Here is a 15,110-nt window from a genome sequence, read left to right as displayed (position 1 = left end):
CCGCCCCGCTCCCCCGCCCCGTCCCCGTCCCCGTCCTCACCTTCGGCCCCGGCCCCGGTCTCGCTCCCAGCCCCAGCCTCGGTCCCAGCCCCGCCTCCCGGTCCGATTGCGGCTCCCGTTCCGCCCTCGGCCTCGACTCCGATCGGGCCAGGGGCGCCGGCATCCGCGTCCTGGTCCGTGTGGAGCACCACCGCACAGGTCGTGGTGACCGATCCGGGCCAGTTGGACGCGGCCAGGCGGATCGTGGCCAACGAGATCGCCGCCGTCGACCGGGCCGCCAGTCGGTTCCGCCCGGACGCGGAGATCATGCACCTCGACGCCGCCGGGGGCGCTCCCCAGCAGGTCAGCGAGCTGCTGGCCGAGCTGATCGGGGTGGCGCTGGACGCCGCGCGGCGCACCGGTGGGGATGTCATCCCGACCCTTGGTGGTGCCCTGGCCGATCTGGGCTACGACCGTGACCTGTCCCTGCTGGCCAGGAACGGACCGCCCGTCCTGACGGTGCGCCGACCGGCGCCGGGCTGGCGGCGGATCAGCCTGGCCGGTCGGACGTTGACCCTGCCGGTGGACGTCCAGCTCGATCTCGGGGCCACGGCGAAGGCGCACACGGCGGACCGGGCCGCGGCCCAGGTGGCCGCCCGGCTGGACACCGGGGTGCTGGTCAGTCTGGGTGGGGACATCGCCACCGCGGGCCAGGCGCCAGCGGGCGGCTGGCAGGTGCACGTCGCCGACCAGCCGGGTGAGCCGACCTGCGTGGTCGGTCTGGCCGCCGGCACGGCGGTCGCCACCTCGAGCACGCTGGGCCGGCGCTGGCAGCGCGGTGACCGACTGCTGCACCACATCCTCGATCCCCGCACCTGCCAGCCGGCTCCCACGGTGTGGCGGACGGTGACGGTCGCGGCCAGCACCTGCGTCGCGGCGAACACCGCGAGTACCGCGGCGGTCGTGCGAGGCCAGGCGGCACCGGGCTGGCTCGGCGCGCTCGGTCTGCCGGCCCGCCTCGTCGACGCCCACAAGGAGATCACCATGGTGGCCGGCTGGCCGTCCTCGCCGGCCCCCATCCGCCGGCTGGGCCAGCCGGGTACCGCCCTCACCGCGGCTCCCACCCGTTCCGAGGGCACGTCGCGATGAGCGTCGACACCCTCTGGTACGTGGCGCGCGGCTCCGGCGTGGTGACGTTGCTGCTGCTGAGCCTGAACGTCGCACTTGGCATCATGGCCCGTTCGGGCCAGGGTCTCGCGGGCCTGCCCGGCTTCGTGGTGGCCCAGGTACATCGCACCGCGGCGCTGCTGTCGGTGGTGTTCCTCGGCATCCACGTGCTCACCCTGCTGCTCGACCCGTACGCGCACCTGACCGTGCCCGATGTGGTCATCCCCTTCGGCGCGGGCTACCGCCCGCTGTGGACGGGCCTGGGCACGCTGGCGCTGGACCTGCTCGCGGCGATCATCGTGACCAGCCTGCTGCGCCACCGGATCGGCCGGCGCGTCTGGCAGGCGGTGCACTGGTCGGCCTACGCGGCCTGGCCGATCTCGATCGGTCACGCGCTTGGCGGCGGCACCGACAGTGGCACCGGCTGGCTGCAGGCGATGGTGGTCGTCTGCGTGCTCACCGTCGCTGGCGCACTCGCCTGGCGCCTGTCGACCGGCTTCGCCCACCCGCCCCGGGCCCGCGGTGCCCAGCCCAACCCCGCCACGCCGGCTGGCCCGCCCGGACCAGCCACACCCCCCGGACCAGCCACACATCCCCCGGACCAGCCACACAGCCTGCACCAGCTACGCCGCCCGGACCAGTCACGCAGTACGACCAGACCGCGGACGGCTACCAGGGCGCGCAGTACGACCAGGCCGTACCGGCCATACCTGGTAAGTGGCCGCTGGTCGCATCCGGATTCTCGACGCGGTCGGTCACGGCCGAGGCCACCGTCCCCGGTTCGGCCTGTGCCGCCGGCTCCGCTCTCCCACGATCGGACCCCCACCATGACCTTCGATGACCTCCAGATGATCAACGATGACGCCCATGCCGCCGCGTCCACCTCGATCGGCGCCGCACCCTCACCTGCCTTCTCCTCCCGTACACCGCTGGCCCGGCCCTCACCGCCGTCCCCCGCGGCAGCGCCCACCGCCGATCCGACCCCGACCCCGACGCCGGGCCGGGCTCCCGGTATGGCCCGGCCGGGGGATGGCGCGGGGATGGCTGGGGCGTCCGAGGGCCTGGGCGGGGTGGTCCTCAGCCGCGATGGCGAGCCGGTGGCGCTGACCGGGCCGGGACGTCCCACGCTCGCGGCCCGGCTGATGGGACTCGCGGCGGCGGACCTGGCCGAGCACGATCGGCTCTACGGACCGGTGCCCTGGCGGGGACCCGGTGGGGCACTGCTCCACGACCTGCGCGACGCCGGCCTGACCGGTCACGGCGGCGCGGCCTTCCCCACCTGGCGCAAACTGGCCACGGTGCTGGAGACCGCGCGGCGAGGCGCCCCGGTCGGATCGGGGCGGCGCACCGCCCGGGTGGTCGGGCCACCGATCGTGATCGCCAACGCGGCCGAGGGTGAACCCGAAAGCGCCAAGGACACGACCCTGCTGGTCAGGGCGCCCCATCTCGTCCTGGACGGGTTGGCGCTGGCGGCAGAGGCGGTCGGCGCCGGCGAGGCCGTCGTCTATGTCAAGCCTGGCCCGGGTGCGCAGGCCGTCCGGTGGGCGCTGTCGCAGCGCCAGGTGGCCGGACGGGACCGGTGCCCGACACGGGTGCACGAGGCGCCCGCGTCCTACCTGGCCGGGGAGGCGTCGGCGGTGGCCGCGGCGGTGGCCGGCGGTCCCGCGCGGCCGCACGCGCACTGGCTGCCGCTGGCCGAGGTCGGCATCGGCGGACGGCCCACCCTCGTCGACAACGTGGAGACACTCGCCCATCTCGCGACGATCGCCCGCTGGGGCGCCGGCTGGTTCCGTACCCTCGGCACCGTGGACGACCCGGGCACCGCCCTGGTCACCGTGACCGGGGCGGTGCGGGTACCGGGTGTCGTCGAGATGCCGTACGGCACCACGCTCGGTGAACTGGTCGAGCTGGCCGGTGGGGCCAGCGCTCCGGTCGGGGCACTGCGCATCGGTGGCTACGGCGGCACCTGGCTGCCGGCGTCCGCGCGGGCCGGGACGGTCTTCTCCCGAGCGGGGCTGGCCGCCTGGGACGCGGCGCCCGGTCCGGGCATCCTCACGGTGCTGCCCGCGCATGCCTGCGGTCTGGCGAAGACCGCCCGCATCGTCGCCGAGCTCGCCGCCCAGAGCGCGGGCCAGTGCGGCCCGTGCGTCACCGGCCTGCCGCGGCTGGCCGAGGCGACCGCCGCCATGGCCGCTCTGGGCTCCCCGGTCGGCCACACCGTCGTCAGCACCTACACCCATGATCCGCGCGAGGCCGACCCGTCCGTTCGGGCCAGCGGCCCACGCCCCGCCGGCGCACCGCACCGAGAGAACCCCGCGGCCGCCGCCAGCCGGGCGCTGGCCCTCGCCGCCCTGGTCGCCGGACGTGGCGCCTGCCACCATCCCGACGGCGTCGCCCGCCTGGTCCGCAGCGCCCTGCGCACCTTCGCCGCCGACATCCGCGCCCACGCCGACGGCTACTGCCGCGGCAGCGCCCCCGCCTGACCGTCCACACCACAGCCACGGCCCACGACGGTGCCAGCCCACACGACGGTGCCAGCCCACACGACCGGTCCGGCCCGCGCGACAGCTCGTTGGTGGCCATCTCGGCTCATCCGCAAGGAGGATGTATGGCCCGCACGGCCCAGCAGTCCGGACCCTCCGGCTGTGGATCGACTGGACGGCCTGCGACGGCCGCGGCTGGTGCACCGAACTGCTCCCCGAACTGCTCGACAGCGATCCGGACGGCTAGCCCATCGCGCTGCACTCGGCCACCGGCCAGACCCGCGAGCTCACCGTGCCCGCACCCCTGGCCGACCACGCTCAGCGCGCCGCCGACCTGTGCCCACGCCTCGCCCTGCACCTGCGTCCGGCCTCGCCCCAGAACACCGGACGGAGCTGAACCACCGCCCAGGCGCCAGCGTGGCACCGGACCCGCACCACCGACGGGGCCTGGGTCACAGCCTGGGCCACGGCTGCGACCGGGTCACCGTGGTTTCGACGCGATCAGGAGGTGACAGTGGCTCAGGCCTGGGTACCGCACCATCACGACGCGATCACCACCGCACGACACCACAGCACCACGCAGACAGGCACCACCCTGGCAGACCCGCCCCAGGCAGACCCGACGCGTAGAAGGGACCCACCCCCATGACCAGGCCCTACACCGTGGACGACGCCAACGACACCCGCCACATCGCCGCTCCGAGCACCATGCCAGCGGCCAACCCGTACCGCGAGCAGCCCCGCGGCCCCCAGCCCAACGCCGGACGATCCGACTACGGCCAGCCCGACTCCGATCGGTACGACGCCGAGCAGACCCGGGTCAGCGGCTCCTACGGTAACCCCGCCGCCGGCAGCCAGGCGTACAGCAGCCAACCCCATGGCAGCCAGTACCCCGCCCCGTCGGGCTACCCGACGCACCAGAACGAGCCCGGCGGCTACCTGCCGTACCCGGACACCGGCCGTGACCAGATGGAGTACGGCCGTCCGTGGCAGCAGCAGCCGCAGCCCGGCGGCCCGGGCGCGGCGGGTGTGGAGCCTGCCGGCGCGCGGACGCTGTGGATTCTCGCCTTCGTGTTCTCGGCCGTGGCGCTGCTCGTGCCGTTCGTCGGCTTCGCCGCCATCGCCTGCGGCGCGGTGTCGTGGAACAAGGGCAGCCGCCGCGGCAAGCTCGCGACCTTCGTCGCCATCGGCGCGACCCTCGTCGGCTGGGTCATCGGCGCCCTGCTCGTACTGTCCTGACCGTCTCCGCACCGCCGGCCGACATCGTCGGTCACCATCGTCCGACGGCCGGCGCACCACACGCCGGTGCCGCATCGCCCTCGCCCCTTCCGTGATGCGGCACCGGCCCATCGTCCGACCGGGACCCATCTTCCGACCGGGACCCATCTTCCGACCGGGATCCACGTCCGAACAGGCCGCGGCATGGCGGCGCAGTGTCACCGTCCACGCCTTCGCGCGGCACCTCCCCCGAAGTCAGCAGATCATCGTCTCATCTGGTATCGGGGCGTTCACCCAACGGACCGTCGCGGCCTCTGCGGCGGCCAGGGGCCTGGGGGGATCTGGTGGGCCAGCGGGTCGTTCCAGAGCCGGTCGACGTCCTGGGGGCGCAGCGCGTAGCCGGTGAGACGTTCCAGGACGAGCAGGCCCTTGGGTACCGACCCGTCGAACCGGGTGAGGTCGAGGCCGTGGAACAGCGGGGCGAGCGCGGGGCTTCTCGGCGCGCGGTCGAGGCTCTCCTCGGCCAGCAGCAGGTCGCCGCCGCTGGCCAGGCTCAGCCGGTTGTCGACGTTGACGTTCCAGAACACGCTGCCGGCATGCCCGCCCAGGGACAGGTCGGCGATCGTCGGGCCGTGCGAGCCGGCGAAGCTGTTCTCCTCCATCACCACCACGATGTCGGTGCCCGGCACGTTCATCGCGGCGAGCCAGCCGACGCGATCGGGGGCGTCCATCAGGGAGTGCAGCGATCGAGGACGAACCGGGTTCGCGCCGAAGATGCGGACCACCTCGTCGCGGTCGGTACCGACGACGATGGTGATCGTCGCAGCCTCGCAGAGCACGCAGCCGCGGGACCGGATCCAGTGGTACTTCTCCTCGGGCGGCGAGGGTGGTTCGGGCTGGCCGCGCAGCCGGTGCCCGAGCCGGTCGGTCTGGCGCAGCACCAGCGGCTGCCTCAGGGGCGCGGACCAGACGAGTAGCTCGTAGGACTCGCTGTCGTGGTCACGGCCACGGGCGGCGACCCGCACCCGGTAGTCCCCCGGCCAGGGCGGGCTCTGCTCTCGCCACTCGTGCTGCTCGGTAGTCGGTCCGGCGCCGACCACCGACGCGAATCCGATCTCGGCATGCCAGCTGACCTCGACGACCTCGTCGTGCAGCGCCAACTGCCGGGCGGTCCGCTCGGCGTTCGGTGCCTCGGCGAGCACCTCCAGGCACAGGTTGACCGGACCGTCGGCGCGACCGGTGCGCACCAGCAGCCCACCGGGCACCAGCGCGACCAGACCGTTGTCCGCGAACCGGGCATCCGCGGCACCGGCACCGGCACCGGCACCGGCACCGAGCAGCGTCGCGTCCCCCTCGAGCAAACCGAGCTCATGACCGTGGACGTCGACCAACCCGGCGTGTGCTCGGGGCAGAGTGAACAGCCGCCGGCGGCGGGCGAACAACGCGGGCCCGTAGGCGGCGGGCATCGGAGCGTGGGCCAGGTGCACCGCGGTGCTGCCAAGCCCCAGACCGACGATCGTCGCCGCGTCGTACGGCGAGCCATCCGCCCGCCGCATGATCGCGGCCGCCGTGGCGATCCCCAGGGCCAGCGCCCGTGCACCGTGGCGGGCCGCGATCTGCGCCTCTTCCACCAGTTCCGCCGCGGGTGCGAGGGCCGCCGCGGCCTCGGCGGGGTCGTCGGCAGGTGCGTTACCCGGCCATCCTGGTGGCCCGGTGACATACGCCGCCTCGGTCAACCCCGCGAGCCACGCGGCATCACCGCCCGCACCTACAGCCGAACCGGGGGCCGAACCCGGATCCGAGGCCGGGGCGAGCAGGCCTGCGATCGCCGGATGTTCGGTGAGGGCGGCGACGACATCCTCGACGAAGGCGCAGACCTGCGGCTGGTGCAGATGCAACCGGCGCACCGCCCGAGCGGCCACCGACTCGGCGATCGACCCGCCCGCACGGTTGACCACGCCGACCTGGACGCGGGACGTGTACCCACGTGAAACCGGCACCGGCACCGGGATGACCGGCGCTGGCCGCAGCCCGTTCACCGTGAGCTCGAGGGCGCCGAGGAGCCGGTCAGCTACCGACACTCCCATCGCCCGCAGGGCGCCGAGGACCGCGGAATCCTCAGACTGGAAGTACCAGGGCCCAGTCGGGTGGCTCATCATGTCTGCTCTCCCGAAACCGAACGGCGGGAAGCCAGGCGGCGGGAAGCCGCGGTGCTGCGGGAAGCCCACGTCACCCCAGCCTGCCACCCAGCCGGGCGATCTGGCAGCAGTCCCGTTGCCGAACGCGGTCGCCGGATCGAGGGTGGCTCCGAGGCGGCCGAGCGCCACCGCGACCGGCGCGGGGATGAGCGCGGCCAGCGTCGGGGCCAGTGCCAGCACCACCGGCATGATCGCCGACAGGGTGCCTTCCGGTACAGGCTCGCGCCCTGGTGGCTGTCTCACCGTGCGATCCGGTGGGCGAGCTCGTCGTTCCAGAGTCGCTCGACCTCATCGGGTTGCAGCGCGTGGCCGGTGAAACGTTCGAGAACCAGCAGACCCTTGGGCACCGTGGCGCCCCACCGGCTCAGGTCCACGCCGTCGAACAGCGGGGTCAGCTCGGGTTCGATCGCCATGTCCTCCATGACCTCATCGCTGAGCAGAAGACTGCCGAAACGGGCCAGGCTGAGTCGGGTGACGGCGTTGACGTTCCAGAACATGCTGCCGGCCACGCCCCGCCGGGACAGCTCCGCGAGCAGCTGGGGATCGGTGCCGGCGAAGTCGTTCTCCTCGATGACCACCACGGTCTCGCTACCAGGGATCTGCATCGCCGCCAGCCAACCGTCGCGGTTCAGGTCGCCCAGCAGCGACGCCAGCGACCGTGGGCTGACCGGCTCGGCTCCGAACAGGCGAACGACGTCGTCCCGTGGGGTGCCGACCACGATGGTGACGGTCGCCGCCTGGCCAAGAACCGAACTCGCCGCCCACACCCAGTGGTACTTCTCCTCGGGCGGTGGTGCCGGTTCATGCTGGCCGCGCAGCCGGTGCCCGAGCCGGTCGAGGTGCTGCCAGACGACGGGAGCCGCGGGGGGCGCCGACCAGACGAGCAACTCGTAGGACTCGTGATCGTCGGCGTGGTCGCGACCAGCGGCGGCGACCCGCACCCGGTAGTCCCCCGGCCATGGCGGCGTCGGATCACGGTGGTCGACCAGATCACCCCAGCCAGCCGGCGTCGGCTCGCAGGACACGTTCGTCACCACGGCCGATCCCGCCTCGGCCCGCCAACTCATCTCGACGATCTCGTCGTAGGTGCGCAGCTGCGCGTCGGTCATGTCCGCGCTCGGCGGATCGGCCAGGATGCGCAGGGTGAAGGACACATGCTCGGCCTCCTGGCCGGTGCGCACCAGCAGCCCACCGGACACCACCGCCACCAGGCCGTTGGCCGCAAACGGAGCATCCACGTCAGAGGAGATGCCAGTCGAGCCCGTGCCGGCGGCAGCGGCAGCGGCAGCGGCAGCGGCAGCGGGGACCAGCGTGACGCCGTCGTCGGTGTGGGCGACCTCAAGCAGACCGAAGACATGGCCATGGGTGCGGACGTGTCCGTGGGAGGTACGCGGCAGCAGATAGAGCTGGCGGCGGCGCTCGAGCAACGCCGCCGCGTACTCGACCGGCATCGGTGCCTCGGCCAGGTGCAGCGCGGCGGCCGCGAGCCCCACACCGACGACCGTTGCCGCGTCGTGGGGCGAGCCGTCCGCGTGCCGCGCTGTCATCGCGGCGACCGCGAGGGCGAGGGCCAGTGCCCGCAGGCCATGCCCGGCGGCGATCTCCGCCTCCCGGCGGAACTCCGGCGCCGACACCTGTGCCGGACCCGGCTCCCCGTCCGCCTGGCCCGGCCAGCCCTGGGGCCCCAGCGCGGACGCCGCCTGCGCCAGCCCGCTCCCCCAGCCTGTGCCACCACCAGCCATCCCAGTGCCAGCCACGGCGTCACCGGTGCGGACCGCGCCGAGCACCGCGGTGACAGCCGGGTCCGCGGCCACACGTCCGACGAGCTCGGTGATCAGGACTGCCGTGTGGGGAGACTGCTGGTCGAGCCGGCCCGCCGCCCGCCGTGTCGCGGAGCCAGCACTCAGATCGTGCAGGCAGTCGACGGTGAACACCGACCGCGGCTCGGGCGAGCAGAGCATCCCCACAGCGGCGACCCGCGGTGGGCTGAGCTCAGCCTCCAGCTTCGCGAGGCTGAGCTCCACCGCGCCGAGCAGCCGATCTCCCAGCGGCTCGCCCAGGAACTCCAGCGCTGCCAGCGCGACGGACAGCCGCGGCCCGTGCTCCTGGCCGGGGGACGACCTGGCAGCGATGACCCTGGCCGCACCGGGGGTGGCCCCCAACCTGCCGACGACCGTCGCCACCGGGGCGGGGATGCGCTCGGCCAGCGTCGGCGCGACCTCGAGCACCCACCGCACGACCACCGCCATGGTCACTGCGTCGATCTCACTCACGGCCAACCGCCTCCTCTGCGCGCAGGGTCCGTAACCAACGGGTCGCACGCTAGAAGACGGGTCCGACAAAAATGCGCGGAAGGTCGCGAGACGACGCCTTGGCGCAGCCAACCGCCAGGTCGGCGGCCGGTGGCGGGTCAGCGGGCCAATGGCGGGTCAGCGGGCCAATGGCGGGTCAGCGGGTCAGCGGCGGGCAGCGGGTCAGCGGCGGGGGCAGGGGCGGGACAGGGTGACACGATCGAACTCGGCGCCGTGTTCGTCGATGCCGCGCACGGTCAGGGTGGACGCGCCGCCGGGATGGCCGGGAGTGGAGTCGACGGCGACGAAGGCGTAGTTGTCGAAGCGGGTGCGCGACCAGCTGATCGACTCGGTCACCTTGGTGCCGTCGGGGGCCCAGACGTAGCTGTTGGGCACGATGTTCGAGCCGGGGGCGGCGACCTTGCCGCGGTAGGACTCGAGCTCGCCGGTCTGGAACGCGTAACGGGGACGGCCCGCGGAGCCGGCGGTGATGTAGATCGTGCCGTCCCTGGCGGGTTCGATCGTCGAGCCGTCGAGGGCCGCACGGGTCGGGGCGTTGCCGCGGATCGGGTCGGTGCGCTCGTAGAGGTGGTTGTGTCCCTGCAGGACGAGGTCGACCTGGTAGGCGTCGAACAGCTTCGTCCAGGCGGCGCGCACCCCGCCGTCGCTGGCGTGCTGCGACGTCGTCGAGTAGGCGCAGTGGTGGAAGAAGCAGACGATGAAGTCGATGTCGGGGTCGTTCCGGTAGCCCTTGAGGGTCCGCTCCACCCAGGAGGTCTGCGCGCCGCCGGAGTAGCCGGTGTTCGTCCTGATCTCGAACGAGACGTCGTTGGCGTCCAGCGAGAGCACGGCGACGTTGCCGTAGACGAAGGAGTAGACGCTCGGGCAGCCCTGGGGTCCGCCGCCGGGCAGGTCCAGGCGGGCGGCGTGGCCGCCGTAGCCGTGCGGGGAGTAGAGCGCCTCCATGTCGTGGTTGCCGGTGGCGAACATCCACGGGCTGCGCGCGGCCGACAGTTCGATGTCGGAGAGGTAGACGTCCCACACGGTGGGGTCGTAGTTGTCGAAGCCGGTCGGCGGCTGACCGGTGGTCGTCCGCTTCGGCGGCCTGCCCATGCCGGACGGGTCGGCGTAGCAGATGTCGCCGGCGAGCAGGTGGAAGGCGGGATCGACGCGGGCGATCGCCGCGGTGATCGCCGAGGCGTGGGCGACGGTGGGCTGGTTGTCGTCCTTGTAGTAGTTGTCGTCGAAGAGGGCCTTGGGGGCTCCGGGGGGCGTGTGGTTGGAACCGTGGTCGCCCATCATGGTGAAACTGAACGGCCCACCCGCGCGGCCCTTGGCATGGCCGGTGCGGGTGGCCGTGATCGGCGTCGCCGCCCCGCCGGGGACCCGGAAGCGGTAGTAGTACTCGCGTCCGGGGGCGAGCCGGTCGAAGGCGGCGTGCACGTAGAACTGCTCGACGCTCAGAATCGAGCCGTCCACCTGCGGGACCTGTGACAACAGTGGACGGATCTCCGCCTCGACGGTGCCGCCGAGGGCGCGGGTCGGGCCGATGTCGACCAGGACGCGACCGCGGCCGGGGCTGCGGGTGAGCTGGCCGGCCAGGCGCAGCTGGCGGGCCGGGTCGGTGCCGAAGGCGGTGTGGCGGCCACCGACCAGCAGCGGCGCCTCGTCCGTCGCGGCGTAGGCGGCGCGGCCGAACGGGGTCGTGCCCAGGGTCGCCGCACCAGCCCCCGCGAGGCCGCCCAGCAGCAGACCGCGGCGGCTCACCGGCCGGCGGCGCAGGAAGTTCTGGAGCCAGTCATGCTGCTCGGCCATCGTCATGTCCTGCGCGAGACGCGCGGGAACTCCGGACGCCACAACTTCGTCTGAAGGACTCACAGGCATGGGTTCGAACGTAGGACCATCGCCGGCCACCATCACCTACCGCGACGTGGCCGGGCGCCGAAGAGTGCGTAAACAACGAGGTGCTGGTTGCCCGCACGCCACCTGTCGACCCGGTGGTCGCCTCGCGATGGTTCGGCGATGGCCCGGCGATGAGGAAGCGCTGTGATGATGGTTCGCCGATGATTTCGCACTGGTTCCACCAGGCCAGAACGCGTCACCGGACAACGTCGGACAAGTTCGTACGGAAATCGGGAATAGGCCAGATCATCTCCCGTCCAAGATGTTACGTTGATTACAAAATGATTTCCTCCAGATTTCCTCGGATGCTGCTTCCTCGGCGTGGCACGAAGTGGCCGTTCCACTGGATACGATGCCCGGGTGACATTGAAAGATTCGGGGGACGGCCAGCGGGACCGCACATCGGTACACCCGCCCGTATCGCGCGCAGAAAAGGTTTCGGTGCAGCTCGCCCGGGCGATCGTCCGCCAGCTGGCGGAACTTCCCCGTGGTGCGAGCCTGCCCGGCGAAGCCGAGATGATCTCCAGTTACGGCGCGAGCCGCAGCTCGGTCCGGGAAGCCCTGCGCATTCTCGAGGTGCAGGGCCTCATCACCATCCGTCCTGGTCCAGGTGGCGGTCCGGTGCTTGTCGGCCCGCAGAGTTCGTCGCTCGGGCGCACCGCGACGTTGTTCTTCCATCTGCTCCAGACCCGCTACTCGCATCTGCTGCGCGCCCAGGTCGCACTCGAGCCGCTGCTGGCCCGCCTGGCCGCCACCAATCCCGACCGCGAGGAGCTACGGGTTCTGGAGCGGTACGCCACCCCGGAGCCGGTCGACGTCGAGACGTTCGCCTATCTGGACCGGGCGTGCGCCTTCCACGCGGCGGTCATCGCCGCGTCCGGCAACCCGGTGCTGGCCCTGATCTGCCAGTCGCTGCGCGACATCGCCGAGGACAGGCTGGCCACCCGCATCAAGGGCGCGGTGTTCCGTGACCCGTGGGAACGGCAGGCCACCATCGACGAACACCAGGCCATCGCCACGGCCGTGCTCGCCGGCGCCGCCGACACCGCCGAGGCCCGGATGGCCGCGCACATGGAGGCCTACTGCACCCGGGTGCTCGCCGGCCACGCCGAACTCGCCGAGGAGATCGTCGACTGGCACTGACCGTCCACGCACCGCCCACTCACCCAGCACCGGACCCTTCCGTGAGGGTAGCTTTTTCCTTTTCCGCAAAGCTTTGCCCTGTTGACAGTGGATGAGCTGTGGATTTACTGTGACTGCCACCTGAACGGAGCCATCCGGAGCTGGCCCGCCGCATTCATCGCGGCCCGCCTTTCTGCTGGCACCGCGGATTTTCGCGCCGCGTTTCCCTGACACGGCGTTTCCCGGACGTTGTCGAGTATCGGGGGCACACATGCCGGTGGCGGATCTCGCGACGCGGGTCGTCGGGCAGGCGAAGGCGTCCTTACGACGCCACGAGCGGCTGCGCGGCGGAGTCGTCGCGGCAAAGGACGCCGCCTGGCAGGTGCGGGTGGCCCTGGGCACCGCCCGCCACGGGGCGGTGGTCGTCGAGGACGAATACGGCATCACCCTGCTCGTCCCCGCCGATCAGCGCGACCGGCTCCGTTCACTCATGCGCCGCCCCGGTGACCGCCCGGCGTTCCAGTTGATGGACCGGATGCTCGGCGAGGGTGATGTCGTCCTCGATGTCGGTGCGAATCTCGGCGTCTACAGCGTGCACGCGCAACGCCATGTCGGCGAATCCGGGCAGGTGTTCGCGTTCGAGGCCGTTCCCGCCACCGCCGACCGGCTCACCCAGACCCTCGCGCTCAACCGCGCCACCGACGTCCAGGTCGTGCGGGCCGCTGTCACCGAGACCGCCGGCAGCGCCCTCATGCACGTCTTCGACGACCCGGCGTGTGGCTGGAACTCGCTCGGCAGTCATCCGATGTACGGCTACGACGGCGCCGCCGTCCGTCCCAGCGCCACCGTCGAGGTGCCCGCGATCACCCTGGACGACTTCGCCGCCGAGCATCACCTCGACCGGGTCGCCCTGTGCAAGGTCGACGTCGAGGGTTTCGAACGCCACGTCTTCTCCGGCGCCCGCGGCCTGCTCGCCGAACACCGCATCGACGTCCTGTGCTTCGAGATCAGTGAGGATGCCCTGGTCGGTGAGGGCGGCACCCCCGCCGAGGTGTTCGACGCCCTCGACACCCACGGCTACCTGACCTACCGCCACGAGGAGTCCGACGACACCCTCGTCGGCCCGATCGACCCCACCGCCGAGCAGCGCCGCCTCGCCACCGAGCCCGCCCGCCCCTACGTGGCCAACTACTTCTCCACCGCCACCCCCACCCTCCTGCTGCCCCCCACCGCCCTGGTCTGACGACCGGCGACGACCGGCTCGGCACCACTGGCGGTCCGGCGCACGCCGAGGGCAGGCCGGAGACCGACGTCAGAGTGCGGGCTCCGTGCCACAGCGCGGGCTCCGTGCCACAGCGCACCGCGGCCTCGGCCGCCCGCCGCACAGACCCGCCGGCGAGGCGGGGTTCACCACGGTGGATCGGCGACTCGATGGCCCGTCGGGCCGGCGGATTCGGGCGCGGGCGCAGGTCGCGATGCGTGGGGCGTCCGCCGTCGGATGCCCCGGTGGGGCCGCGGTGCGATGATTAGCCTGGTAAAGGCCCGGTGGCCGAACGGTTCGATCCCACACGGACGGATCGGGACGCGACGGACCGGGCTGGGCGGCGATGTGGTGGAGGGGTACGACATCAGCGGGACGCGGGCGTTGCCAGAGTGGGCCGAACCGAACGTCGAGCAGGTGGAGCCGGGGGTCCATCGAATCCCGTTGCCGTTGCCGAACGACGGGTTGCGGGCGGTCAACGTGTACGCGATCGAGCAGCCGGACGGGCTGGTGCTCATCGACGCGGGCTGGTCGGTGCCCGAGTCGGAGCAGCGCCTCGAAGCGGCCCTGGGCAAGCTCGGCGCGGGCCTCGGGGACATCCAGCGGTTCCTGGTCACCCACATCCACCGTGATCACTACACCCAGGCGGTGGTGCTGCGGCGACGGTTCGGGATGCGGGTGGCGCTCGGCCTCGGCGAGCAGCCGGCGCTCGACCGTTTCATGAACCGGCCGCGGGCGGAGAGCCGGGAGATCCAGCACCGCCAGCTGATCCGCCTCGGCGCGGCCGAGCTCGCCACCGAGCTCATGCGGTTCTTCCTCGAACAACTGGTCAGGGACGACAGCACCGACGACTGGGCGGTGCCCGACGAGTGGCTGGACGCCCCGGTGGACGTCCAGCTGGACGGCATCACCCTGCGGGCGGTGCCGACGCCGGGGCACACCCGGGGGCATGTGGTGTTCCACAACGAGGCGTCCCGGCTGTTGTTCGCCGGTGACCATGTGCTGCCGACGATCACCCCGTCGATCGGGTTGACCGCCGATCCGGGGCCGCTGCCGCTCGGCGCGTTCCTGGATTCGCTGCGTCTGGTCCGCTCGATGCCGGACGCCCGGCTGCTACCCGCCCACGGCCCGGTCACCGACAGCGCGCATGCCCGGATCGACCAGCTGCTCGCCCATCACGCGACCCGTCTCGACGTCGCCGAGGACGCCGTCCGGGTCGGCGCCGACACGGCGTTCGCGGTCGCGCGGGCGATGACGTGGACCCGCCGCGAACACGCCTTCGACGACCTCGACATGTTCAACCGGATGCTGGCGGTCACCGAGACCGCCGCCCACCTCGACCTGCTCGTCGCCCAGGGCCGCCTGCGCGCCGGCGAGGTCGACGACGTCCTGTACTACGCCCTGCCTTGACGTCCTCTCCGCCCTGAAGGGAGGAGATTCCCGTCTGCTACACCCCGGTAGGGGTGGGCTTCGGGTGGGTTCCCGTTTC

The 15,110-nt window shown here is 72.4% G+C and carries 10 protein-coding genes; 7 read left to right on the top strand and 3 right to left on the bottom strand.

Annotation, left to right across the window (positions count from 1 at the left end; all coding sequences use genetic code 11):
- Positions 1-177 precede the first annotated feature (177 nt).
- The 4 genes from MXD59_RS21500 (at position 178) to MXD59_RS21485 (ending at position 4,868) form a co-directional block, all read left to right on the top strand.
- On the top strand, positions 178-1,128 hold the full coding sequence (locus MXD59_RS21500) for an FAD:protein FMN transferase (RefSeq protein WP_308301754.1): 951 nt from the start codon (positions 178-180) through the stop codon (positions 1,126-1,128).
- The gene (locus tag MXD59_RS21495) at positions 1,125-3,629 is read left to right on the top strand and encodes an SLBB domain-containing protein (protein ID WP_248826437.1); all 2,505 of its coding nucleotides are present in this window, start codon (positions 1,125-1,127) and stop codon (positions 3,627-3,629) included. Before MXD59_RS21500 ends, MXD59_RS21495 begins: the two co-directional genes overlap by 4 nt.
- Before the next feature lie 121 nt (positions 3,630-3,750).
- Positions 3,751-3,876, top strand: a complete 126-nt coding sequence (locus tag MXD59_RS21490) for a ferredoxin family protein (protein WP_248826436.1) — start codon at positions 3,751-3,753, stop codon at positions 3,874-3,876.
- Between the two features lie 398 nt (positions 3,877-4,274).
- On the top strand, positions 4,275-4,868 hold the full coding sequence (locus MXD59_RS21485; protein WP_248826435.1) for a DUF4190 domain-containing protein: 594 nt from the start codon (positions 4,275-4,277) through the stop codon (positions 4,866-4,868).
- A 269-nt stretch (positions 4,869-5,137) separates the two neighbouring features.
- On the opposite strand, the gene MXD59_RS27065 is transcribed toward MXD59_RS21485, so the two are convergent.
- The 3 genes from MXD59_RS27065 to MXD59_RS21470 all read right to left on the bottom strand — a co-directional run bounded on the left by MXD59_RS27065 (position 5,138) and on the right by MXD59_RS21470 (position 11,151).
- The gene (locus MXD59_RS27065; RefSeq protein WP_248826434.1) at positions 5,138-7,288 is read right to left on the bottom strand and encodes a DUF6461 domain-containing protein; all 2,151 of its coding nucleotides are present in this window, start codon (positions 7,286-7,288) and stop codon (positions 5,138-5,140) included.
- Positions 7,285-9,318, bottom strand: a complete 2,034-nt coding sequence (locus tag MXD59_RS27060; RefSeq protein ID WP_248826433.1) for a DUF6461 domain-containing protein — start codon at positions 9,316-9,318, stop codon at positions 7,285-7,287. The genes MXD59_RS27065 and MXD59_RS27060 overlap by 4 nt, the downstream gene beginning before the upstream one ends.
- Before the next feature lie 201 nt (positions 9,319-9,519).
- The gene (locus MXD59_RS21470; RefSeq protein ID WP_248826432.1) at positions 9,520-11,151 is read right to left on the bottom strand and encodes a metallophosphoesterase; all 1,632 of its coding nucleotides are present in this window, start codon (positions 11,149-11,151) and stop codon (positions 9,520-9,522) included.
- 528 nt (positions 11,152-11,679) lie between these two features.
- On the opposite strand from MXD59_RS21470, the gene MXD59_RS21465 reads away from it, so the two are divergent.
- From MXD59_RS21465 to MXD59_RS21455, 3 genes are all read left to right on the top strand, one after another.
- Positions 11,680-12,381 (top strand): FadR/GntR family transcriptional regulator, encoded by a 702-nt coding sequence (locus MXD59_RS21465; RefSeq protein WP_248826431.1) that lies wholly within the window; start codon positions 11,680-11,682, stop codon positions 12,379-12,381.
- A 250-nt stretch (positions 12,382-12,631) separates the two neighbouring features.
- Positions 12,632-13,603, top strand: a complete 972-nt coding sequence (locus tag MXD59_RS21460) for an FkbM family methyltransferase (RefSeq protein WP_248826430.1) — start codon at positions 12,632-12,634, stop codon at positions 13,601-13,603.
- A gap of 279 nt (positions 13,604-13,882) precedes the next feature.
- Positions 13,883-15,031, top strand: coding sequence for an MBL fold metallo-hydrolase (locus MXD59_RS21455; protein WP_248812104.1), 1,149 nt, complete (start codon positions 13,883-13,885; stop codon positions 15,029-15,031).
- The last annotated feature ends 79 nt before the right edge of the window (positions 15,032-15,110 follow it).

Source organism: Frankia umida (assembly GCF_023242945.1).
Lineage (GTDB): Bacteria > Actinomycetota > Actinomycetes > Frankiales > Frankiaceae > Frankia > Frankia umida.
The sequence above is the reverse complement of the archived record's forward strand: the minus strand, read 5'-3'. Positions and strand labels throughout refer to the sequence as shown.